Source organism: Phycisphaerales bacterium, from assembly GCA_040217175.1.
Classification (GTDB): Bacteria; Planctomycetota; Phycisphaerae; order Phycisphaerales; family UBA1924; genus JAHCJI01.
The window spans coordinates 916,191-938,867 of sequence record JAVJNT010000001.1 but is presented as its reverse complement, the minus strand read 5'-3'; the positions used below and the strand labels follow the sequence as shown (position 1 = coordinate 938,867).

General features: G+C 67.8%; 17 protein-coding genes. 10 read left to right on the top strand and 7 right to left on the bottom strand.

Annotation, left to right across the window (positions count from 1 at the left end; genetic code table 11):
• Positions 1-41: 41 nt before the first annotated feature.
• Complete coding sequence (locus tag RIA68_04045; protein ID MEQ8316607.1) at positions 42-1,997, top strand: hypothetical protein; 1,956 nt, start codon at positions 42-44, stop codon at positions 1,995-1,997.
• Here the strand turns inward: RIA68_04045 and gmk are convergent.
• Genes gmk through RIA68_04025 form a run of 4 tightly spaced genes read right to left on the bottom strand, consistent with a single transcriptional unit; the run spans position 1,994 to position 5,544 of the window.
• The gene (gene gmk / locus RIA68_04040; GenBank protein MEQ8316606.1) at positions 1,994-2,635 is read right to left on the bottom strand and encodes a guanylate kinase; all 642 of its coding nucleotides are present in this window, start codon (positions 2,633-2,635) and stop codon (positions 1,994-1,996) included. The two genes, RIA68_04045 and gmk, sit on opposite strands and share 4 nt — an antisense overlap.
• Positions 2,636-2,664: 29 nt before the next feature.
• Positions 2,665-2,988 (bottom strand): Asp-tRNA(Asn)/Glu-tRNA(Gln) amidotransferase subunit GatC, encoded by a 324-nt coding sequence (gene gatC / locus RIA68_04035; GenBank protein ID MEQ8316605.1) that lies wholly within the window; start codon positions 2,986-2,988, stop codon positions 2,665-2,667.
• A gap of 60 nt (positions 2,989-3,048) precedes the next feature.
• Positions 3,049-4,128, bottom strand: a complete 1,080-nt coding sequence (locus RIA68_04030; GenBank protein MEQ8316604.1) for a lysophospholipid acyltransferase family protein — start codon at positions 4,126-4,128, stop codon at positions 3,049-3,051.
• A 42-nt stretch (positions 4,129-4,170) separates the two neighbouring features.
• A complete protein-coding gene (locus RIA68_04025; GenBank protein ID MEQ8316603.1) occupies positions 4,171-5,544 on the bottom strand; it encodes a hypothetical protein in 1,374 nt (457 codons plus the stop codon).
• Positions 5,545-5,853: 309 nt separating this feature from the next.
• On the opposite strand from RIA68_04025, the gene RIA68_04020 reads away from it, so the two are divergent.
• Both RIA68_04020 and RIA68_04015 read left to right on the top strand, forming a co-directional pair.
• On the top strand, positions 5,854-6,129 hold the full coding sequence (locus RIA68_04020; protein MEQ8316602.1) for a hypothetical protein: 276 nt from the start codon (positions 5,854-5,856) through the stop codon (positions 6,127-6,129).
• Between the two features lie 69 nt (positions 6,130-6,198).
• Positions 6,199-6,690, top strand: a complete 492-nt coding sequence (locus RIA68_04015; GenBank protein ID MEQ8316601.1) for a DUF4190 domain-containing protein — start codon at positions 6,199-6,201, stop codon at positions 6,688-6,690.
• Here RIA68_04015 and RIA68_04010 read toward each other — a convergent pair.
• From RIA68_04010 to lipA, 3 genes are read right to left on the bottom strand one after another with little or no spacing between them, the layout of a single operon-like run.
• Positions 6,680-7,807: a DMT family transporter gene (locus tag RIA68_04010; protein ID MEQ8316600.1), complete on the bottom strand. Its 1,128-nt coding sequence runs from the start codon at positions 7,805-7,807 to the stop codon at positions 6,680-6,682. The two genes, RIA68_04015 and RIA68_04010, sit on opposite strands and share 11 nt — an antisense overlap.
• 9 nt (positions 7,808-7,816) lie before the next feature.
• Entirely contained in the window at positions 7,817-8,338 is a 522-nt protein-coding gene (locus RIA68_04005) for a hypothetical protein (protein MEQ8316599.1), read from the bottom strand.
• A gap of 42 nt (positions 8,339-8,380) precedes the next feature.
• Positions 8,381-9,478 (bottom strand): lipoyl synthase, encoded by a 1,098-nt coding sequence (lipA, locus tag RIA68_04000; GenBank protein MEQ8316598.1) that lies wholly within the window; start codon positions 9,476-9,478, stop codon positions 8,381-8,383.
• Between the two features lie 271 nt (positions 9,479-9,749).
• On the opposite strand from lipA, the gene RIA68_03995 reads away from it, so the two are divergent.
• The 7 genes from RIA68_03995 (at position 9,750) to RIA68_03965 (ending at position 22,640) form a co-directional block, all read left to right on the top strand.
• Positions 9,750-11,249: a polysaccharide biosynthesis/export family protein gene (locus tag RIA68_03995; GenBank protein MEQ8316597.1), complete on the top strand. Its 1,500-nt coding sequence runs from the start codon at positions 9,750-9,752 to the stop codon at positions 11,247-11,249.
• A 100-nt stretch (positions 11,250-11,349) separates the two neighbouring features.
• Positions 11,350-12,318 (top strand): exosortase/archaeosortase family protein, encoded by a 969-nt coding sequence (locus RIA68_03990; protein MEQ8316596.1) that lies wholly within the window; start codon positions 11,350-11,352, stop codon positions 12,316-12,318.
• The gene (locus RIA68_03985) at positions 12,315-13,214 is read left to right on the top strand and encodes an exosortase-associated EpsI family protein (GenBank protein ID MEQ8316595.1); all 900 of its coding nucleotides are present in this window, start codon (positions 12,315-12,317) and stop codon (positions 13,212-13,214) included. Before RIA68_03990 ends, RIA68_03985 begins: the two co-directional genes overlap by 4 nt.
• A gap of 49 nt (positions 13,215-13,263) precedes the next feature.
• Positions 13,264-17,871, top strand: a complete 4,608-nt coding sequence (locus RIA68_03980) for a tetratricopeptide repeat protein (GenBank protein MEQ8316594.1) — start codon at positions 13,264-13,266, stop codon at positions 17,869-17,871.
• Between the two features lie 153 nt (positions 17,872-18,024).
• On the top strand, positions 18,025-20,232 hold the full coding sequence (locus tag RIA68_03975; protein MEQ8316593.1) for a hypothetical protein: 2,208 nt from the start codon (positions 18,025-18,027) through the stop codon (positions 20,230-20,232).
• 42 nt (positions 20,233-20,274) lie between these two features.
• Positions 20,275-21,288, top strand: a complete 1,014-nt coding sequence (locus RIA68_03970) for an NAD-dependent epimerase/dehydratase family protein (protein ID MEQ8316592.1) — start codon at positions 20,275-20,277, stop codon at positions 21,286-21,288.
• Complete coding sequence (locus RIA68_03965; protein MEQ8316591.1) at positions 21,285-22,640, top strand: MraY family glycosyltransferase; 1,356 nt, start codon at positions 21,285-21,287, stop codon at positions 22,638-22,640. The genes RIA68_03970 and RIA68_03965 overlap by 4 nt, the downstream gene beginning before the upstream one ends.
• Positions 22,641-22,677: the final 37 nt, after the last annotated feature.

Sequence of the window (22,677 nt, the reverse complement as noted above, 5' to 3'; positions counted from 1 at the left end):
TGCCGGCCCGATGGTACGGGCCCTCGGCGTAGTGTTGTTCGATGCGATGCTGGACACTATTGACGCTGCTCGTTCTTGCTTCCGTCGCGGTTGCCCGCCAGGCCGAACCAGGCCAGCAGCGGTTCGACGACCTGCTGCCGGCGCAGAAGTTGGGCGCTCGGGTACGGGCGGTCGATCAGGCAGTCGGGGTCGCGCCCGTCGTCGTCGTCGTGCCCGACGAGCGGAGCTTCGTCGAGGCGATCGCCCGCTGGTCGCTGGCCAGCCGCTTCCCGGTGTTGCTCGACGACGGCACGCCCGCTGCCCGCCAGTCGATCGCCCGGTTCGTGAACGCCTTCGAGCCCAGTCGCGTGCTGCGGTGGTCGGCCGGGGATGTCGCTGAGCTCTGGACGGCGGCGGCGCGACGCGAAGCCATCGAGCAGGCCGTCGTCCGGGCGTGGGGGGGAGCGCTGACCGAGGGCCTCCAGCCCATGCCCGCCTTGATCGCCCGCTGGCGATCGCTCGATGCGCCGCCGCCGGGCGTGGTGGTCGTGGGGCAGGGCGACGCGGCCTGGCCGGCGGCGCTGGCGCTTTCGGCCGCACGCATGCAACCGATCGTGTGGCTCAGCGCACCCGGAGGCATCAACCAAACCATCTCTGACGAGCAGGCCGACGCGTTCTGCAGGACGCTCGAGGATTCGCTGACGGCACTCGGCCTCGAGTGGTCCGGGCTGGGCGACGAGATCGACGCCGTCACGCTCTGCATGAATGCGCCGGCGCGCCTGGTCAGCGAACGGCACGGGACGGTTGCGGTCACGGCGCGCGTCGGCCGCTCGGGCTCGGCCGCCCGCGACGCCGACCGCTGGGCCTGGTGCGGCCACGTCTTCGGCTCGTCGCCGGTGACGGCGGCCAACGCGATGGCCTCCCTCTTCCTGCCGACCACGAGCGCGTGGCTCTTCGAGAGCTACCCGAGCGATCCGCCGTGGTCGAACTACGCCCTCTCGTCGGCGGCCGAGTTGTACGGGCAGATCGGGCTCGACGTCGCGATCAACGACGCGGGCTCGCGCGGCCTTGTCAACTTCCTCGGCGAGGCCGAATCACCGATCGCTGCGGGCCTGATCGCGATGAACACCAAGGGCCGCATGAGCGAATTCCACCTCTCGCCTGGCACGGCCGCGGGGCGCGACGTCCCGATCCTGCGCACGCCCGCGATGGTCTATTTCGTGCACTCCTTCTCGGCCCAGCGGCCGGGCGTGAACACGAGCGTGGCCGGCGCCTGGCTGTCGCGCGGCGCCTTCGCGTACATGGGGTCGGTCGACGAGCCGGGCCTGCAGAGCTTCATCCCGCAGGTGACGTACGCGGCGCGGCTGGGCTCGCTGTTTCCCTTCGGCGCCGCCGGCCGCGAGGACGGGCTGCTGGAGAACCGCAAGCTCGCGGTCTTCGGCGACCCGCTCTGGTTGCTCGATCCACGCGCGCGAAAGCCCGCCGAGACGATGCCCGATCTCCCGGGCGCTGCGACCCTCGAGTCGTTGGCCCAGGACGCCATCGACGCCGGCGATCTGGGCAATGCGGCGTGGCTGCTGCGAATGGCCGGCCGCAACGAAACGCTGGTCGACCTCGCCCTTGCGACCCTGCGTGACGAACCCGGCCGCGTCGGCGTAACCATGGCCGAGGCATCGATCCACGCGCTCTTCGAGGCCGGCGAGCGTCGGGCCGTTGCCGCCATGTTCGCACGACTGCCCGCTGCGCGGCAGGGCAGCACGGTCATCGAAGATCTGGCCTGGCACGCCCTGCGGCCGCTACTGCGAGACCCCGAGGCCGCCGCCACGATGGCCCGGCTGCTCTCGCCCCACGTGCGCCCGCAGAAGCTGGCCGAGGATGCTCGTGAGCTGGCCGAGGCGCTGGCGCGATCGGGCAACGTCGGCGAGGGCCGCACGCTCCTCCGAACGGCGCTCAATCGCGCACGCACCGACGCCGAGCGCAACACGCTCGAGGCGGCGTTGCTCAACCTCGGTGGCTAGCGTTTCGTCCGTGCCCGCGCGTTGGTCACGAGCGCGAGTGCTTGCATGATCGAAGCGTCCAGGTCTTCGTTCACGAGAAAGTGCTCGTACACGCCGCTGGCCCGGGCGGCGGCGATCTCGCGCTTGGCCTCGGCGAAGCGGCGCTGGATGGCGTCCTCGCCCTCGCGCTTGCGGGCCCGGAGGCGTTCGAGCAGCTCGTCCTCGCTGGGAGGCAGGACGAACATCGTCAGCGCATCGGGCATCTTGGCCTTGATCTGCCGGGCGCCCTCGACGTCGATATCGCAGATGACCACCCTGCCGCGCCGGAGCTGCTCGTCGACCCAGGCCCTGGGCGTGCCGTAGAGCCGACCAAAGACCTCGGCCCACTCGAGAAACTCGTCTTGCTCGATCATCGCGCGGAATTCGGCCTCGTCGACGAAGTGGTAGTCCACGCCCTCGACGTCGGCGCTGGTCTGGGCCCGCGTCGTAGCCGAGACGCTGAAGAGCGCGTCGGGGATCGCGCGGTCGACCGCTCGGGCGATCGTCGTCTTGCCAACGCCGCTGGGGCCGCTCATGACGACGAGCAAGCCGTCGTCGGTATCGGTCGGCAGCCGGTGCTTCGACGGATGATCGGCTGGTCGTCGCGGGGGCTCGGACATGGGCCAGTGTAGCGAGGGACCGCGACTCGTCAGGCCCCGCCCTGGCCGCCCAGCACCTTCGGTACCTCGATGAACGACCCATCCATGCTCGGTGCGATGTGTTCGAGCGCGTCGCGAGACAACTCGCCGCCGGCGACGTCCTCGGCGAGGGGCGCATCGAGGTCGCTCGGGTGCGAGAGCGGCTCGACGCCGTCGAGATCGAGCGCGTCGAGCCCGCGTGCGTGGCCCAAGATCGACGCCAGCTCGCGCGTCAACGCCGGCACGTCGGCATCGGCGACGTCGAGCCGTGCCAGGCGAGCAACCTTGCGGACGTCGATGGTTGTTTGGGCTGGTGGTGGGGCGTCGCTGCTCATGTGTGTCGACTCTACGCGCGAGCGAGTGTGCGGCCGGAGGCCGCTATGGAGCGCTCAAGACTAAATCAGACCGCCCTCTCGCACGATGGCGCGGTCGCGCTCGCTGCGCTCTTCGATCGCGGCGGCCTCTTCCTCGGTCATCCACGGGAGCAATCGCAGGTGCTCCCTGAGCTTGTCTGGAAAGGGCTTGTCGAGCCGCTCGTGCCGCGGGCGGCTCTTCCAGATGCGGTACATCCACAAGTATTGCTCGGGGGCCTCGCGCACGGCGGTCTCGAGTGCCCGCCGGTAGCGGGCGGTGAGGTAGAAGACCGGGTCGGGGTGCTCCGACCAGTCCTCGGGGCCGAACGTGTCGTGGATGGTGAAGCGATACCGCGTGTCGCCGTCGCTGCTGGGGATGCGGTGGGCCGCCCCGCAGATGATGACCGCCCCGAACTTCATGGCCAGCAGGCCGATCGACTTGTAGCTGCTGGCCAGACGGCCGAAGTACGGCACGAACACGCCGCGATCGCCGGCGTTCTGGTCGGCCACGAAGGCCGGGCAAGCGCCTTGCTCCATGAGCTTGGGAAGCTGGTGCATGGCGCCGAACTTGTCGACCATGATGACGCCGGGCCGGCTTCGCTCCCGGCGGATCCACCGGTCGAGCGGCTCGAAGTCCATCGGGCGATAGATCGCGTGCATGGGGATGCCGAGGAGGGCGGCGGTCGTTGCCAGCACCTCCCAGTTGCCGCAGTGGCCGGTCATGAGGATGCAGGGGCGACCCGAGACGATGGCGTTGAGCCCGCGCTCGACGTTGTGAAACTCGACGTGGCCCAGCACGCTGTCGGTGCTCATCGTGCGGGGGCTGCGGGCCATCTCGGCACCGAGCAGGAACAAGTGCTGGTACGACTCGACGGCGAGCTGCTCGACACGCTCGGGGCTCGCATCCGGGAAGGCCATCCGCAAATGCGTCCGGGCGCGGTCGAGCCTCTTGCGGTTCATCGCCCGCGTCGCGTAGTAGCAACCGGCAGACCGGGCAACGGTGCGGACGATCGGCCACGGCGGAGCGGCGAGCGAACCCACGAAAATGCGAACGCCCGCCATCCCGGCGATCACGACGGGGGCGGGCAATCCACGGTTGGGCAGGTCCTTCTTGCGGGCCACGGCGTTTTATAGCGCGCCCGCGAGGGACGTTGGCGGTCGAGCCTAGCGGACGTCGCCGTAGGGCTTGCCCACGAGCGTGTAGAACCGGTTCTGGTTGAGCACGGGGATGCCCGCCGAAACGGCGCTGGCGAACAGGCCGTCGTAGCGCTCCACCCGATTCAGGGCTTCTTGGTACTGCTCGATGTACTCGGGCGTCGCGGTGATGTCCGGCTGGGGCGGCAGCGTCGGGCGAGTACCCAGCACCACGAAGTCGACGTCGCCCGAGAGCGAATCGACGACCTCGCCGTTCCACCCTCGGATGGCCGCCTCGATCGCACGGGTCTCACCGAAGCTCTCGATCCCGTTGCCGTCGGCGTCGAAGAAGCCGTAGACGACGAATTTGTAGGTCTTGTTGGGGTCGTAGACCGCATTCGCCACGACGTCGCCCTGCAGCAGCGGGCGGCCGGCGACCGAGCCGTTGATGCGGGCGATGGAGCGATCCTCGAGCACGCGGATGATCTCGAGGTTTGCCTTGCCGCGGGGGTAGTTACCCTGGGCGTCGGGGCGGATCTCCTGGGCGTCGTTGTACGCGGCGAAGGTCATGTTGAGCGTGACCTTGTCGCGCGAGCCGCGGTTGATCGTTACCTGACGATCGCGCTCGTTGACGGCAACGATTACGCCGTCGACCAGCGACTCCTCGGGGCGAGGCCGAACGCCCGTGCTGCGGCCCTGGCCGCGAAGCTCGCGGACCTGCTCCTCGGCAGCACGCAAGTCGGCGCGGGCCTGGTCGAGCTGGCTGCCCAGGATCGACACGCGGTCGTCGGCGCGGCTGCGGATATCCGAGACGCGGCTGTCCATGCTCAGGCGAGCCTGGCCATACTCGCTGCGGAGGCTCTCCACCTCATCGCGGTAGCCGGCGACCTCGGCGCTCAGGCGGTCGATGGTTTCCTGGAAGCCGGCCTCGATCGATGCCACCCGGGCGGTCTCGTTGGCGGCGTTCTCCTGGGCGCGGGTCACGGCGGCCTGGGCTTGGTTCAGCCGGGCCTGCAGGTCTTCGTTCTCGCGGACGGCGTCGCGGGCGACCATCAGGAGGGCGCTGTCTTCGGCACCGGGCACGCTGTCGAGCTTGGCGTTGAGCTGGGCCAGCGAGTCGCCGCCCACGCCGGTCACGCGCTGCATGACGTCGCGGCGGGTGTCGACGAGGTAGCCCACCAGGCTCTTGCGGTCGGCCGCGGCCTGGGCCACGAGCTGGCGGACCTGGTCCTGCGAGCGTTCGGCCGGCTGGATGAACTCGGCCGTTGCGGCCTCCATGTTGTTCACGTCGCGCTTGGCCGCCTCGGCCTGGAAGTAGAACACCACGGTGAGCACGAACAGCACCACCACCAGGATGCTCGTAATCGCGGCGAAGATCGCCATTCCTCCACCACGTCCGGCCATCTGGGGCCCCCTTTGCTCAACTCAAGGGTTACTCGTGCGGTACCAAACCAATGCCGACAACGGGCCGAACAGCCCAGAAGGCGGGACCGTACGCAGGTCTCATACGCCGGATCGGGCAATCCTGTTGCCCGTACCGGGGTGCCAAGTGTGGGCCTGCAGAGCGTCCGGGTCAAGCCCGACCCCATCTGCGGGCCTTGCCTCGGCCTTCGTGGCGGCCAACGGTGGTCCATGGAAACCCCGCCTTCGGTACCACCCTTGCCTCCGCCGCCGGTCCAACAGCAGGCCATCCCGGGTCAAGCCCCGGGGGCCGTGACCCCGGACGCCACGGGCGGCATCATTCCGTACAAGAACCCGGCCGCGCTCATCGGCTACTACTTCGGCATCGTGGGCCTGTTTCCGATGCTTGGGCTGCTCTTCGCGGTTCCCGCCGTGGTGCTCGGCATCGTCGGCCTGAGCCGTCGATCGAAGGGCAAGGCGTGGGGCGGTGCGATCCACGCTTGGGTCGCCATCGTGCTGGGCTCGATCGCCTCTTTGTACAACGGCTTCTTCGTGTTCCTGATGATCGTCGCGATAGCGTCCGCCTGACACGCGGCGTTGCGTTTTCCGAAAGACAGAGCGTCCGCAGTCCGAAATTGCACCGGGGGGATCGCCAGCATGGCCGACTACTACTACACCGACGCGAACCGCCAGCCGGCCGGCCCCGTGCCGCTCGACGAGCTCCGCTCGATGTTCCAGGAGGGCAAGCTCGCCAATGGCGCGCTCGTGGCCGAAGTGGGCGCCAGCGAGTGGAAGCCCGCCGCAGAAGTCCTGGGGGGATCAAGCACCACGGCTCCGCCGTACTCGGCACCGCCCGTCACGCCCACCGCCGTGATCGGCAGCACGCAGGAGCCGTTCGAGCCGCTGGCCGGCTGGGCGTTTGGCTTGGGACTTGCGTCCTGGTTGTGCATCAGCATCCTCGGAGCGATTCCCGGCGCGATCCTGGGGCACATGGCGCTGGGCAAGATGAAGCGCGAGGGCAACAACAACCAAGCTGCCAAGGTGCTGGCCATCATCGGACTCGTGCTGAGCTACGTGCAGATCGGCGGAACGGTCGTCATGATCGGCTTCTTCGGCCTGATGGCTGCCGCGGGCGGGTTCAACCCCTGATTGCAGGCGTGGGCTCGTCTTCGGCTTCCGCCGCAGCCGCCACGTGATCGGCGGGCAGGTCTTCTGGCGTCATGACTGACCTTCGATGCCGGCCGATCGCCAGCAGCGGGGGCTTGCCTCGCGACGCGCGGTGCTGGCTCCACAGCATCGAGCCCGCGCCCGCGACGGCGATCGCGCCGGCGACCCACTGGCCGCCCGTGAGCAGTTCCTTGAACATCACGAGGCTGGCGATGCTGACCACGAAGGGCTGGAGCTGGATGACGCCGCTGGCAACCGCGACGCCAAGGCGATTGATCGACATGTAGTACGCCACGTGCCCGAGCGCGATGCCGATGATGCTGCTGGCCAGCAGCAACCAGAAGCCCAGCACGCTGAGCGCGCCGTCGTCGGCCCACGCGTCGGGCAGGGCCGTCATGCCGTAGGCCGTACCGAGCCCCAGCATCAGGCCCACCATCGCGAATGCGGTGTACTGGCTGATGGCTGCGAACGCGATGATCGAGTTCACGCCCTGCATGAACTTGCGCACGCTCAGGGCATAGCAGGCAAACAGCCCGCCGGCCGCGATCGAGAGCGTGACGCCGACGAGTCGCGCCGTGCCCGGGCTGTCGGCCAGCACGCCGCTGGCCTCGCTGGCGGTCGAGGGCTTGTCGGGTGCAAACAAGATCGTCGCGCTCGTGCCGCCGACGACCAGCACGATGCCCAGCAGGAACAACGGCCGGCGGATGACCTCGCGTTCGCTCGCGAAGAGCAGGGCCGCCCCGACCGTAACGAACACGATGTGGGCCCGCAGCGCGAACGTCAGCATGCCCGGGTCGAGCATGTAGTGGGCCCACGTGAAGCACACCTGGCCCACGATGTTGAACGCCGCGGGCACGAGGGCGAGCTTGAAGAGTCCCGCGGGCAGCTTCTTCCGCAAGCCAACGACAACCAGGACGGGCAGCCAGATGAGGGCCGCGAAGCCGTAGCGCCAGCCGTTGCTGGTCCAGCCGTCGATGTCCTCGGCAAAGTATCGCAGGAAGAGCGGGATGCTCGACCAGCCCAGCAGCGTCAGGATGACGAGGAAGACGCCGCCGAGCTGGCTCGGGGCGTTCGTGCTACTCGATGGAGCGTCGGTCACGCGCGCCACTCAGGACGCATCGGCTTCGACTCGTGGCTTGGGCTTGCGGGCGGGCGGCTTGGGCCGCGCCACGATCATGGTGACGAACGTCTGCAGGCTCACGGCCGCGATGGCGACGAGCGCACCGCGGAGGTAGCCCTTGTCGTACTCGGGGTACTTGTTTTCTTCGAAGAATTTCTCGCGCGCCGCCGGCGTGCTGATGCCGCCGCCCTGCACCCGCTGCTCCCAGAGCGACACGCCCTCCTGGTAGCTCTTGCTGGCCTCGTGGGCGACGTACGCCCGGTGGCCTACGGCGATTGCCACCAGCAGCGGGATGACGATGCCCGCGTGGATGCCGATCATGCCAACCAGACGATTCTTGTGGATGAGCAGCGCCATCACCGCACAGCCCAGGCTGACCACGGCGACGACGATCGGCACGATCAGGGCCGTCGCGGCGTTGGCGCCCTCCGGGGCGTCGCTATACGCGAGCACTCCGAGGGCGACTACGAGGACGGCGTACAGCACGAGAATGGCGACGGCTTTGAACATGTTGAAGGGTAGGGCTCCTTCGGACTCTGTTCGTGACGACTCTTATGGAGTGGATTCGTGGTGGCGCCGTGCCCGCTCCGCCTCAATCGTGCTCAAGACGTCCGCCTGGTGATCGGCGTGGTAGCTCGACCGCACCAGCGGGCCGCTCTCGATGACCTTGAAGCCGCGCTTCAGCCCCTCTTCCTTGTACATCGCGAAGGTGTCCGGGTGCACCCACCGATCGATGGGCAGGTGGTTGCGGGTGGGCTGCAGGTACTGGCCGATGGTGAGGATGTCGCAGGCGTCCTCGGTGCCGTCGGGGCCGGCAGCGCGGGTGCCCTGGAGGACGTCGTCGAAGAGGGCGAGCACCTCTTCGTCCTTCTCGCCGATGCCGACCATGATGCCGGTCTTGGCCACGCCGCCCTGCTCCTTGACGCGACGGAGCAGCTCAAGCGAGCGGTCGAACTTCGCGCTCGGGCGTACGGCCGGATACATGCGGCGGACGCACTCGAGGTTGTGGTTGATGATGTGGGGCTGGGCGTCGATGACCATCTGGAGAGCCGCCCAGTTGCCCTCGAAGTCGGGGATGAGGACCTCGAGCGACATGCCGGGGCACGCCTCGCGGCCACGCATGATGGTCTCGGCCCAGATGCCCGCGCCGCCGTCGGCCAGCTCGTCGCGGTTCACGCTGGTGATGACCACGTGCTTGAGCTTGGCCTGCTCGTGCATCAGCCGAAGGCTCTCGGCCACGCGGCGGGGCTCGTCCTTGTCGAGCACGGGGGGCCGGCCGGTCTTGACGTTGCAGAAGCCGCAGGCCCGGGTGCAGGTGTCGCCCAGGATCATGATGGTGGCCACGCCGCGGGCCCAGCACTCGCCCATGTTGGGGCAGCCTGCCTCCTGGCAGACCGTGAACAAGCCGTGCTCGTCCATGATGGCCTTGACCTTCTCGTAGCCCGGCCCGCCGGGCAGCTTGGCCTTCAGCCAGCTGGGCTTGCGCTTGTTGGCGAGGTGCTGGGGTCCCTCGTTGTTCAGGACCCGGCTGGTGAGGCTGAGCACCGGCTTGTCGACGCGGCGTAAGGGATTGCCCCCGGCCGGACGGACGTGCCTCGGCTGGGTCACGGGCGGCGTCGGCTGGGAGTCTGCTTGCGGGGCAACGGCCATCCCAGAGGATAGGAATGCCGGGTCGACGATTTGTTCGGTTCTCGGGTGTTCCGACTCAGCCCGCACCCGGTTCGTGACGATGCAGGAATCGTGGCGGTCGGGGGCGAACCCTTGGCCGGCCTTGGAGTATGGCATCAGGCCGGGCGTTTGCAGCCACTGGCGGCTTTCGGGCGTCGGCCTGATAACAATCGAGACCTGCGGCCGAGCCAAGGGAGGCTCGTGCCACGCGAACGAGACGGTGTTCTCGCAGAGGGCAAGGGGTGCGTTCCCGATGACCGACACGACACGATCGACTCCCGGCGGCCTCACCGGACGCGGCCGCCGACTGCTCGCCCCCGCCATGCTCGCGGGCATCACCCTGCTTGGGGGCTGCGGCATCCATAGCTGGTTCGACCAGAGCGTGGTGGGCCGGTGGGAGGTCACGCCGACCACCGCGCCGATCCTCGACCGCATTGCGGCCATCGAGGGGCCCGACGACGAGTACGTCCAGTACAGCGAGGTCACGCCCGACGACCTGGTGCCGCGCCCGCGCGAGTATCGCATCGGGCCGGGTGACCTCCTGGACATCATCGTGTTCGATCTTCGTCCCGCCGGCCAACCGGCCCAGTTCACCACCGCCGTGGACACCCGCGGCATGGTGTACCTCGAAGAAGTGGGCGAAGTCCGGGTCGCCGGCCTGACCGCCGACGGCATCCGCGAGGCCGTATCTGAGGCCGTCGTCGACTTCGTGACGAGGCCGCAGGTGCTGGTCCGCGTGCTCGAGCGTCGTCAAGCGACCTATACGATGGTGGGGGGTGTCGCCGGCATCGGCAAGTTCCCGATCCCCAAGGCCGATTGGTTCCTGGTCGATGCGCTGGCCGAGGCCGGCTGGGTCCGCGAGGGCATCGATGAGGTCTACGTCATCCGGCAGATCCCGCTGTCCGAGAGGCGACAGGTCGACTTCGGCGCTCGCGACATGGGCGGTAACGACGTAACGCCCGCACCGGCCAGTGGCACCGACCTGCTCGACGACGTCGATCGTCTGCTTGAAGGCGGCGCTCGCCCGGGCACGTTCAGCGTTGGCCAAGACGGTGCCGAAGGCGCCGAACAGCCGGCCGTCGACTTGATCGATGAGCCAAGCCGCCGCGTACAGCCTTCGGTGGACAGCCAGGGACTGGGCGATGACACGACGTGGATGTTCCTCGACGGCGAGTGGGTCCGCATCAACCCGGGCACGGCAGCGCGGCAGGGTGCCGGCAGTGGCAGCGGCGTGCTGACCTTCGAGTCCTCGACGGGCCAACTCGTCACCCAGCGCATCATCCGCGTTCCCGCGCAGAAGCTCATCCGTGGCGACATGCGCTACAACATCGTCATCGAGCCGGGCGACATCATCCGCGTGCCCCAGCGGCCAGACGGTCTGTACTTCGTCGCAGGCTTCGTCAATCGGCCGGGCGGCTTCTCGCTCGCGCAGCGGTTGACGCTCATGCGGGCGATCGACCAGGCCGGCGGGGTGAACCAGCTGGGCGTACCCGATCGCATCGAATTGGTACGGATGCTCGACAACGATCGTCAGGCGATCATCCAGTTGGACCTTCGAGCCATCAATCGAGGCGTCGAGCCGGACATCTACCTCAAGGCCAACGACCGCATCAACGTTGGCTCGGCCATTTGGACCTACCCCTTGGCGGTCATTCGCAACGGCTTCCGGGCGACGTACGGCTTCGGCTTTCTGCTGGATCGGAACTTCGGTAACGACGTCTTTGGCCCGCCGCCGCTGGATAGCCGCTTCTAGCGGAGGGTTCCGGGGATTCCCCGGGACACGACAGAACACGCCCGCGCCCGGGGCGTAGCACCCCGGCGGAGGCAGGAGCCCAAGAGGGGAGTTGTGTCGCGTGAGCGTGGCGTCGGCATCGCAGAGCATGAGCCAGCAGGGCGCTCCGGCGGCCCTCGGCTCGCTGCGCTGGCAGGGCGTCGCGGTGCTCGGCATGATCTCCCTGGTTGGCTTTGCCTGGCTCTTCCGGGAGTGGTTCCTGGTGCAGGGCACCATCAGCTTCAAGCACCTGGACGATTGGGGCCACGCCTTTGCCGTGCCCGCGATCGCGGCGTACCTGCTCTACCAGCGGCGTGATCGGCTGCTGGCCGCGCCCGTTAAGCCCTTCTGGCCCGGGTTGCTGCCCTTGCTGCTGGGCATCGCGTGCTACGTGTTCTTCATCGTGGGCGTGCCGACGCACATGCTCCAGGGGTTCGCGCTGGTGCTGGCCGTGTTCGGCTTCGTGCTGCTGGTGTTCGGCCCGCACGTGATGCGCATCGCGATCATGCCGATCGCCTTCCTCCTGTTTGCCGTCACGATTTCCGAACGCGTGATGATCGCCATCACGTTCCAGCTCCAGCTCATCGCCAGCCAGGGCGGCTACCTGCTGCTGACGATCTTCGGATTCCCGTTTGGCATCGAGTCTTCGGTCGACGGCAACATCATCAGCGTCATGGACGAGGCCGGCGTCTCGCACAAGCTCAACGTGGCCGAGGCGTGCAGCGGCATGCGGATGGTCGTGGCGTTCATCGCGTTGGGGGCCGCCGTCGCGCTGACGCAGTGCCGGCAGTGGTGGCAGCGCGTGGCCGTGGTGCTCCTGTCGCTGCCGGTTGCCATCGCGCTGAACGTCGTTCGCGTGGCGGTCCTGGGCTTCTTGACGGTCCTCGTTGATCCGGACCTCGCGACCGGTGAGGCCCACATGCTCATCGGCACGCTCTTGCTCATTCCTGGGCTAGCCGTGTTCCTGCTTCTGGTGTGGATCCTGAACCGCGTGGTGAGCGAGGAGCCCGAGCAAGAGGTTGCACAGGACGCGAAGGCGGTGAAGGCATGAGCCAGCCAGGCGCGCGGCTCCTGGGCCTGCCTCGCGGCGTCGTGATCGCCGCGTCGGTGGCAGTGACGCTCCTCGTCGCATCCGGCGCGGTCCTCGGGCTCTCGATCCGAGCGCTCGACCTCTATCTGCAGAAGAGCCCGATCTACCCACGCACCGGTCTGGAGATGCGGGACGTCCCGGCCGAGAGCCCCAACTGGCGTCGCGTCGGGCCCGACCGCTTCGAGTCGGGCGAGATCGAAGACACGCTCGGCACGACCAACTACGTGACGAGGACGTACGAAGAAAAGAACCCCGAGGGCGACGTGCCTCGCCGCATCGACGTGCACCTCGCGTACTACACGGGCTCGATCGATACGGTGCCGCACATTCCTGAGCGATGCTTCGTGGGCGGCGGCATGCAGATCGGCGGTGGCACCGCGGTCGTGGACGTGCCGCTCGACGGCAGCCGCTGGCTGCCGATGCGAGATGCGCCCGAGGTCATGCAGGGGCGGGCCTTTACGACCACGCTGGCGCGCGGTCGCTACTCCAATCGACCGGGCCAGCGCGTGCTGCTCCCGCTCGATCCGCAGGACATCCGGTTGCGCGTGACCGAGTTCACGGTTCCGGGCGCGCCCAGCCTGTATGCCGGCTACTTCTTCATCGTCAACGGCGAGCACCGTTCGAGCGCCGAGGGCGTGCGGCTGCTGGCCTTCGACCTGAAGACCGACTATGCATACTACCTGAAGGTCCAGTTCAACAGCCAACGGGTGGAATCTCCTCAGGAGCTGGCCGAGGTGGCCGGCGATCTGTTGGACGACATCCTCGGCGAGCTCATGCTGTGCGTGCCCGACTGGGCCGAAGTTACCACGGGCGTCTGGCCCGAAGACAAAGACAAGAGGCCCGCATCGCGGGGGTAAGCGCGACGGCGTCCGAGGGGCGTCATCGCGGGCGACACGGAGGCGGACAATGGCGGCTCGCGTAAATGTCAAATTCGTCGCAATCTTGTGCACCATCGTCGGCGTGGTGTTCGTCGGCATGGCCGGCGCGGCGTACTTCATCGTTAAGAAGTCGGCCTCCGACCACTACGAGGCCGCCCAGCAGCTCATCCAGGACGGCAACCTCGTCGAGGCTGAGAAGACCCTCAGCAAGGCCGTCAACAAGGAGCCGACCAACGTCGTCTACCTGCAGTCGTGGATCGAGTCGATCGAGCGGCTGACGCCCGAGACCCAGACCAAGTACTCCGACGTGTATTGGCGGAGCTACCTGCCCGGGTTGCGGCAGCTTGCCGGCGCCCAGCGGACCAACGTCGACGCGTGGGACAAGTACCTTCGGATCCAGTACGAACAGAGGAACGTCTTCGGCGCCGGCGGCCGCACGGGCTGGGAGGCCATGCTGGCCGAAACGAACTTCGCGCTCGAGCAGTTCCTGGCGACCGCTGCCGCTGAAGACGACCAGGCAGACTGGCATCGCCTGCGGCGCTACCGCGCGCTGAGCAACCTCAACATGCGGACGGGCTCGGGCGAGGCCGACCCGGACTTCAAGGACAAGACCATCCTCGACTTCGAGGCCACCCTGCGCGTTGATCCGAGCGACGACGAGGCGGCGGTGGGGCTGTACGAGTGGCTGATGGCCGAGGCCGAGGACGCACGCGGCAGCCGGACCGATCCGCAGGTGTTCCTCGATCGAGCCCGGCAGACGCTCGACGACTTCCTGGCCGACAATCCCGAGCATCCGCGCGCCCTGATCGCCCGCCTGTTCTACGACCTGCAGGTTGCGGCCATTCCGCTGCGCGAGCTCCGCACGCAAGAAGAGCGTGTGCGCGCCAACATCAGCCTCGCCGCGGAGTACCAGCCACGCGTCGAGGCGATCGTCGATCGCGTGATCCTCTCGAGCCCGCCGGAGTTGCTCGACGTCTCGGTGGCGCAGCTCGTGCACCGCCTCGAGCGGCTGACCAAGCCGGACTCGAGCGAGATCCCGCTCACCGACAGGATGCTCGCAGCCGCTCGTTCCGCTGCGGATGGCGAGCCGGGCGAATTGGCCAAGATCTCCTTCTTCGAGGGCGTTTTTGCGGCCGACAGCGGCGACCACGAGCGGGCCGTTCCGGCGTTCGAGGCCGTCATGGCGGCGCCCCAGGTGCCGGTGAGCCTCGAGGGCATCCTCCTGACGCTGCTGCGGGGCCAGGCCGTGCTGCGGCGGGCCCAGAGCGCCATCGATATGGCCGGTTCCGCCGAGGGGGACGAGCGCGACGCCCTGCTGGCACGAGTGGCCGAGTACCGCGAGGACGTCGACGAGTACTGGCCCCAGGGCACGCCCTCGGTGCTGATGCTCGACGCACGCATCGCGTACATGAAGGGTGAGCTGGCGAATGCCCAGGGCTTGGCCGTGTCATACCAGCGCGAGTCGCAAGGGGCCGATCCGCAGGCCCACTTCCTGCTCAGCCGAATCTACATGGACCGCAACCAGATCGGCCAGGCCGTCCAGGAACTCGAGAAGTTCGTCGAGCTCAGCCCCAACGTGCCCCAGGCCTGGGCCCAGCTCAGCGACCTGCAGGACCGCATCGGCGACACGACGAGTGCGTGGGAGTCGATCGAGCGTGCGGCTCAGCTTGCGCCGGACGACGAGCGAATCCAGGACCGACGCCGCAACTTCCTCATCCGAACGCGTCAGATCCAGTCCGACGACCCGATCCAGCAGCTGCTCGTCGAGGTCGATCGGTTGATCGAGACCGAGGGCGGCGTCGCCCCCAAGTACGAGCGGGCCGAACAGATGCTCCGCGAAGCGATGGCTAGCTTCGGCGATGACGTGCGCTTGTACAACGCCCTGGCGACCGTGCTGGGCATGCAGCGCAAGATCAATGATGCCATCGCCACCGTTGACGAGGGCATGGCTAAGTTCCCCGACAACCAGCTGCTCCAGCGGCTGAGCACGCAGCTCCGATTCATGGGCGGCGAGCTGCCCGACGATCTGGATCCCATGCAGGAGGAGATGATCCGCTTCCGCATGGCCATGCGGGACGGTCGTCTCGAGGATGCCGATCGGCACCTCCAAAACGCGATCGCCATCGACCCCGACAACAGCCAGGTCATCCAGACCCAGATCATCCGCGCTCTCGAAGCCGAAGACTTCGAGGAGGCGACCCGCCTGGTCGATCGTGCGACCGAGCTCAACACCGACCAGGCCGGCGGTCGACTGCTTCGATCCGATCTCCTGCAGGCCCAGGGCCGTAGCGAAGAGGCGCTCGCGCTCATCAACGCGGTCATCGGCGACGGCCTGACGAGCGTGCCGGTCTTGTACCGGCGGGCCCAGGTCTACCGCAGCCTGAACCGCGTCGAAGACGCCGTCAGCGACTACCAGGAGATCCTGCGCCGCCAGCCCGACAGCGTGGCGAACGTGCGGGACGTCATCGTCGCGCTGGCCGAGCTCGGCCGGACGCGGCAGGCACTCGAGATCGCGCGTCGTTCGCAGCGGATCGCCGGCGCCGACGAGACCTACCTGAATCAGTGGCTCCTGCTCGAAGCGCAGGTGGGCGACTCCATGGTCGCCATGCTGCGCCGCGAGGACATCCGCACCGACGATCCCACCGACCGGCAGAACAACCTCGCGCTCGCGAGCGTGTACGTGAAGCTGGGCGAGTGGGACAAGGCCCGCGTCATCATCGACGAGCTACGCGAGGCCGAGGACGACGTCGTGCTCGTCATGCTCGACGCGCGCTGGCACGCCGATCAGGGCGACCTTCGGCAAGCCATTGCGCAATTCGACGGCTATATGGCAAAGCGTGACGAAGCCGGAGAGCTCGATGCCCGCGACGTGCTGAGCTACGCAAACTTCTTGCAGAGCCAGAACCAGGCGGCCCTTGCCATCGACAAGCTCCGCAACGCACTGGATAAGGACACCGACGAGACCCAGCCGATCCGTCGACGCCTGGCGCTGTTGCTGCTCGCCGCCGGCCGGTCGGATGAGGCCGTCGACGTCATCGACGAGCTGATCGCCGGCGGCCAAGACACCGACGGCATGCTGAAGCTCGCACGCGTCGAGGCGTACATCCGCGGCGAGGCGCTCGACAAGGCCGAGCAGGCCATCGATGCCCTCGAGGGTCCGCTGGCACGGTCCGAGGCCGCCGGCATCCTGCGGACCGACCTCGCGCTGGCGCGAGGTGATCGCGCAGCGGCCCGTCAGGCCGTGAGCGACACCCTTGCATCGCACCCCAACTCGGCCAGGGCCTACATCCGACGCGCCGAGATCATCTACGACGAGGTGCGATCGGACGAGTCGCTCATGGACGTCGAGCGATCGCAGCTGCTCCGAGACGCCAGCGAGGACCTTGCCGAGGCCAATCGGCAGGATCCGAGCAAGTGGGAGTCGTACCGCCTTCAGGCCTTGATCGCGATGGAGCTTGGTCGCTACGACGACGCCGTTCGCGCCGTGGCTCGCGCCTTGGAGCTCAACCCTGGGCTGGGCCAACTCCGCAACCGGTTGATCCGCCAACTCGTCCAGGATGGCGACTCGCCGCGGGCGATGTCGGTCATCGACGCGGCCCTCGAGGCCAATCCGGCCGACGTTGACCTACGCGTGAATATGGCGCGCCTGATGGCCGACCTGGGTCGCTCGGGCGAGGCGATTCGCCTGTTCGAGCAGGCGATCGCCCAGCGTCGCAATCCAGAGATTGCGGCCCAGTTCGTCGAATACCTGCTCAACATGGAAACGGGCCAGGGGCGTGCCAAGGCGCGTCAGGTTCTGGCGGACGCGAACCTGAACGTCGCCGGAACATGGCAGCTCCAGCTGATGGCGGCGGCCCTGTCGATGCAGGAGGGCAATCGACCGCGTGCGGTTGCGCAGGCCCGCCAGTCGTTCGAGATGGTGCGGAACGATCCGGCCGAGGTCGTTCGCTGGTACAACGCGCTCGCGCCACTCATCAAGCAGCATCCGGTACGCATGGAGATCGCGCTGCAGCTCGCGCCCGAGCGCACGCCGCAGCGGGTTGGCGAGATCATGATGGCCTCGCTCATGCTGCAAGATCCGTCGACCGAGCAGCAGGGGCTCAGCGAGCTCACGCGTCTGGCCGGTGATCGCGAGCCCATCGTCGCCATCCGTTCGGGCCAGCTCTTGGGCGACAAGCTCTACGAGCGGGCGGACTACGAGCGTGCGGTCGAGGCTTGGCGGGGCGTCATCGCGATCGACCCGCAGTCGGGCCAGGCGCTGAACAACCTCGCGTACGTCCTGGCGACCCAGCTCGACGGATGCCAAGAGGCCATCGAGCTGGCAAGCCGAGCAAAGACCGCCGGAGGCGTGGCGCCGGCGATCGTGCAGAGCACGATCACGGTTGCGTATCTCGAGTGCGGCCAGCTCGACGAGGCGCAGCGCGCCGTCGACCAGCTCTCGACCGTGGCGCGTGGCACGCCCGAAGAAACGCTCGCCGAGATCCGCCAGGGAGAACTGGACCTGGCCAACAACAGGGTCGAGGACGCGCGGGTGCACGCCCGCGACGCCGAGGCCTTGCTCGAGGCCTGGGGCGGCCGGGCCGAGGCGTATCGGTCGATCCTGGACGAATTGAAGCAAGCCCTGGAGGGTCGCTAGGCGGCAGGTTTTCGGACCCGTCGCGGGCCCGTCGTGGGCCGCCAGGGACACTGATTGCCCGATACATGGTTCCCGGGCCGAACACGCGAGCGCAGAAGGCCGACGTAGAGCATGGGTCCGGCGTGGTGCGGGCCCGATTGACGAGAGAACAGCATGACGATCGCATCGACATCGACCAACGGTTCCCTGAACGGCTCGCACGGCCCCAGCGGTGGGTCGGGCGCCCAGATCGGCACCAAGACGGCGGCGAGCGTCGATCCGCTTCGCGTGCTGCGCAAGTACAAGTTTGCGTTCGTCATCGCTGGCGTCGTGGGCGGCGTCCTGGGCGCTGGGGCGCACTTCGCGCTGGCTGAGTTCCGGCCGACGTGGAGCACGCCGGTCATCTACAAGTGCTATCCGCCGCAGACCCGGCCCAACCCCGAGCAGATGACGATCGACGACGACGAGTTCGAGCGATTCATGGCCAGCGAAGCGGCGATGATGGTCAGCGAGAACGTGCTCCGGAGCGCCGTCGAGAACCCGCGCCTCTTGAACGAGGCGCCAAAATGGATCGGTCGCTTCACGACCGGCGGGGTCGTCGACGTCGGCCAGGCCGCGCTCGAGCTCGAGGAGCAGGTGAACGCCCGCGTGATGGCGGGCACGGACTTCATCCGCATGAACGTGAGCTGGCGCGATCGGCAGGAGGTCGCCACGCTCGCCGAGGTCGTTAATGCCTCGTATCTGCAGGACCTTCGTCGCCGCGGTTCGCGGTCGACCAACGAGCGCCGCGAGGCCATCGAGCAGGCCATCGTGGGCCTCGAGTCGGACTTCGATCAGGCCGATCGTCGCCGGAACGAGATCGTGAGCTCTCGCCGCATGGACGTCCTGGACATCAACCAGAGCCAGGAGCGGGCCGAGATGATGATCGTGCTGGGCTCCATGCAGGAGATCGGGCTGCAGCTCGAGGCCCTGCTCGCCCAGAAGGCGGAGATGGAAGCACAGCTGCGTAACCCCGGCGGCTTGCAGTTCAACGACACGCTGCGGGCACAGGTCGAGCTGCAACCGCTCATCCAGAACCTCCGCTCGCAGATCGTTTTCTTGCAGGCCCGTCGAGCGACCGAGCTCGAGCGTCTGGCCGTTGACAATCCCTCGATCCGCCTGATCGACGACCAGATCGCCGCGCTCGAGCGCAGCCTCGACCAGCAGCGCCAGCAGCTGATGGAAGAGCTCTTCCAGACCCAGCTCGACCAGCTCCGCCTGGGCGAGCAGCAGCTGCGCGCGCAGATGGCGAGCCTGGTCGAGCGTCGCGGCGAGCTCGGCGTGCGCCTGCAAGAGCTGGTATACGCCGAGACCGAACTGAGCGACATCGAGCGGCGGATGGAACAGATCCTGACGCTGCAGCAGGACTTCGAGACCGATCTTCGGATGCTCGAAGCGACCAGCCAGATGACGACGGCCTCACGCGTCGACGTCATCCAGTCGCCGCGCGTGCCGACGCAGATGGCATTTCCGAAGATCTACGTCCTCGTGCCCGCGGGCGTGGTTGTCGTCGTTGGCCTCGTTGCCGGCGGCGCGTACCTGCTCGAGATGGTCGATCAGCGGGTGAAGAGCCCGGCCGACATCGCCGCGCTTCCCAGCGTGCGCATCCTGGGCATGGTGCCCCACGCGACCGAGGATCCCGCTCGCATCGACACGCCCGAGCGTGTGTTTGCCGAGCAGCCCTTGACGGCGATGAGCGAGAGCTACCGCCACGTTCGCGGCTCCGTGCTCAAGCGGATGCGGGCGGGTGGTCACAAGTCGTTGCTGGTCGTGCCGGCCATGCCCGGCTCGGGCGCAACGACGGTGGTGAGCAACGTCGCCGAGTCGCTGGCTGCCGCCGACAACAAGGTGATCATCATCGACACCAACATCCGCCGGCCGAGGCTCCACGAGGTGTTCGGGTTGCCCATGGGCCCGGGCGTCGGCGAGGTACTCGCGGGCGCGTCGCTCACTGAAGTCGCCCAGGAGACCGGCAACCCCAACCTGCGGGTTATCACCTGCGGCGAGCCCGGCAATCAGCAACTCGAGGCGCTGGCAACGGGCGCGATCGTGAAGTTGATCAAGCAGGCTTCGGCCGAGGCGGACTTCGTCATCCTCGACGTCTCGCCGGCAACGGTGTCGGGCGACGCACAGGCCCTGGCCCAGGTGGTCGACGCGACCATGCTGGTTGCCAAGGCATTCGGCGAGACACGCGGCCAGATCGGCCGCCTGTCCCGAGAGCTCGACGAACAGCCTGCCCGGTATCTGGGCGTACTGGTCAACGCGGCCCGCGGCGCGAGCGGCGGATACCTTCGGGGCAATCTGCGAGCCGGGCACAGCTACACGGCCAAGGCCAAGAGCTAGGGTTCGCCCTGCCGGTGGCTCCGAGGCTGGAGAGATTCGCCGTTGCGTGACGACGCCGCCAACCCGACGGGAGCCGCTCGCCGGGTGCTGGTCACCGGCGGCGCCGGCTTCATCGGGTCGCACCTATGCGAGCGCTTGCTGGCGCGCGGCGACGAGGTCGTCGTCGTCGACGACCTGTCGACGGGCAACCGCACGAACCTGCCCGATTCGCACGATCGACTGACTTTCGTCGAGTCCGATCTGCGGGCGTGGCTGACCGCTGACGCAGCGCTTGCGGGCCGGTTCGACGAGATCTACCACATGGCCGCCGCGGTAGGGGTCGAGCTCATCATCGCCGATCCGATCGGCAGCATCGAGACCAACATCGAGCAGACGAGCGCCCTGCTGCGATATGCCTCGGAGATGGCTGGCGAACCGGCGGTGCTGGTGGCCAGCAGTTCGGAGGTCTACGGCAAGAGCGAACGCGTTCCGTTCAGCGAAGACGACGACGTCGTCTACGGTCCAACGACCGCGACGCGCTGGTCGTATGCGTGCTCGAAGGCGCTGGACGAGTATCTGGCGCTCGCTCATCATCGATCGAGCGGCCTGGGCGTGGTGGTCGTCCGGCTCTTTAACACCGTCGGACCCCGCCAGATCGGTCGCTACGGCATGGTGCTGCCCAGGTTCGTCGCCGCCGCCCTAGCCGGCGAGCCGCTCCGCGTCTTTGGCAATGGCGAGCAGGTCCGATGCTTTTGCGACGTGCGCGACGTCTCGCGCGCCCTCATCGACCTCGTCGGCACGCCCGACGCCCACGGAAGCATCTTCAACGTCGGGAGCGATTCGGCCATCAGCATCAACGACTTGGCCAGCACCGTGGTCGAGATCCTCGGCTCGGCGTCGCGTATCGAACGCGTGCCTTACGACCAGGCCTACGGGCCGGGCTTCGAAGACCTGACGCGCCGCGTGCCCGATCTCGGCCGCCTTCGCGCCGCCGTCGCGTTCGAGCGTGAATACGACCTCGAGGCGACCATCCGCGCCGTGGCCGAGGCCATGGGCGCCGCCGGAGTGAGCCAATGAGCCTGCTGGCGGCCATCACTGGAATGGGCATCCCGCCGCTCGATCCGAGCATGTTCGCCGAGCCCGCGGCGGAGGCCGAGGCGAGTGCGCTGGCCACGACCGGCCTGGGCATCTTCCACCGGTACATCTGGGTGTTCGTCGCGGCGTTTGCGATCACGATCGTCGCGACGCCGCTGGTCCGCCGGCTTGCGCTCGCGGCCGGCATCATCGATCGCCCGAGCGACCCGCGCAAGGTGCATCGCGTCCCGGTCGCCTATCTCGGCGGACTGGCGGTCTTTCTGGGCATCATGGGCGGCACGCTCATCAGCTACCTGGGTACGGCGTGGGGCGATCTCGCGTCGGTCTATCCGAGCGAACACCTCGTCGACGGCGAGTACCACGCCGTGGTCCCCATCAGCGTGTTGCTCGGCATGGCGGTGATCACCGTCGTTGGATTGCTCGATGACGCGATCGGCATCCGACCGGGCCTGAAGATCAGCGGCCAACTCGTCGCGGCAGCGGCGCTCGCCATCGAGAACGTCGGCGTCCGCGTCGCCCAAGGCGTGCTACGCCCGGTGGGAGAGGCGCTCGTGAGCCTCGGCGTGCTGGGCAACAGCGATCTGGTCTTCTACGTGCCCATCCCCGGGCTCGAGGCACCGCTCCAGCTCGATCTGGTGTATTGGGCCGGGGCGGGCGTCATCGCCGTCTTCGTCATCGGCGCCTGCAACGCCGCCAACCTCATCGACGGGCTCGACGGCCTCCTGACGGGCACCACGACCATCACGGTCGTGGGGCTCACCATCCTGGCCCTCTCGCTCATGGTCATCGATCAGGGGCCGCGAGACGCCCAGCGACTGGTGCTGTGCCTGGCCGTGCTCGGGGCGTGCATGGGCTTCCTGCCGCACAACTTCAATCCGGCGTCGATCTTCCTGGGCGATTGCGGCTCGATGTTATTGGGCTATTGCACGATCGTGATCATCCTGACGCTGGGCGACATGGGCCAGACGCACCTCGTGCTGGCGGGCCTCATGATGTTCGCCGTCCCGATCATCGACAGCGTGCTGGCCATCGTGCGACGACGCATGAGCGGCAAGAGCATCACCGACGCCGACGACCAGCACCTGCACCACATGCTCAAGCGGGCGCTCGGGGTCAAGGGGGCCGTGCTGGCCCTGTATGGCATCACCGCATGTTTCACGGCCCTGGGCTTGGCCATGAGCCTCAGCCGGGCCCGGGTGGTCTACGCGTTGGCGCTTATTGTCATCTGCTACGTGGGCGTGACGGCCATCAAGATCAGCCGCCGCCAGTACCTCGAGAGCCAGGCTTCGCTCGCCATCGATGCGGCCAACCGACCCAAGCGTTCTGCCTCGTAGCGTCGACGCAACCCGGGAAAAACAAGGCCGGATCGGG

Coding starts and splice junctions, on each gene's coding strand:
- RIA68_04045 (MEQ8316607.1), top strand. CDS start 42: ATGCGATGCTGGACACTATTGACGCTGCTCGTTCTTGCTTCCGTCGCG.
- gmk (MEQ8316606.1), bottom strand. CDS start 2,635: ATGTCCGAGCCCCCGCGACGACCAGCCGATCATCCGTCGAAGCACCGG.
- gatC (MEQ8316605.1), bottom strand. CDS start 2,988: ATGAGCAGCGACGCCCCACCACCAGCCCAAACAACCATCGACGTCCGC.
- RIA68_04025 (MEQ8316603.1), bottom strand. CDS start 5,544: ATGGCCGGACGTGGTGGAGGAATGGCGATCTTCGCCGCGATTACGAGC.
- RIA68_04015 (MEQ8316601.1), top strand. CDS start 6,199: ATGGCCGACTACTACTACACCGACGCGAACCGCCAGCCGGCCGGCCCC.
- RIA68_04005 (MEQ8316599.1), bottom strand. CDS start 8,338: ATGTTCAAAGCCGTCGCCATTCTCGTGCTGTACGCCGTCCTCGTAGTC.
- lipA (MEQ8316598.1), bottom strand. CDS start 9,478: ATGGCCGTTGCCCCGCAAGCAGACTCCCAGCCGACGCCGCCCGTGACC.
- RIA68_03995 (MEQ8316597.1), top strand. CDS start 9,750: ATGACCGACACGACACGATCGACTCCCGGCGGCCTCACCGGACGCGGC.
- RIA68_03985 (MEQ8316595.1), top strand. CDS start 12,315: ATGAGCCAGCCAGGCGCGCGGCTCCTGGGCCTGCCTCGCGGCGTCGTG.
- RIA68_03980 (MEQ8316594.1), top strand. CDS start 13,264: ATGGCGGCTCGCGTAAATGTCAAATTCGTCGCAATCTTGTGCACCATC.
- RIA68_03975 (MEQ8316593.1), top strand. CDS start 18,025: ATGACGATCGCATCGACATCGACCAACGGTTCCCTGAACGGCTCGCAC.
- RIA68_03965 (MEQ8316591.1), top strand. CDS start 21,285: ATGAGCCTGCTGGCGGCCATCACTGGAATGGGCATCCCGCCGCTCGAT.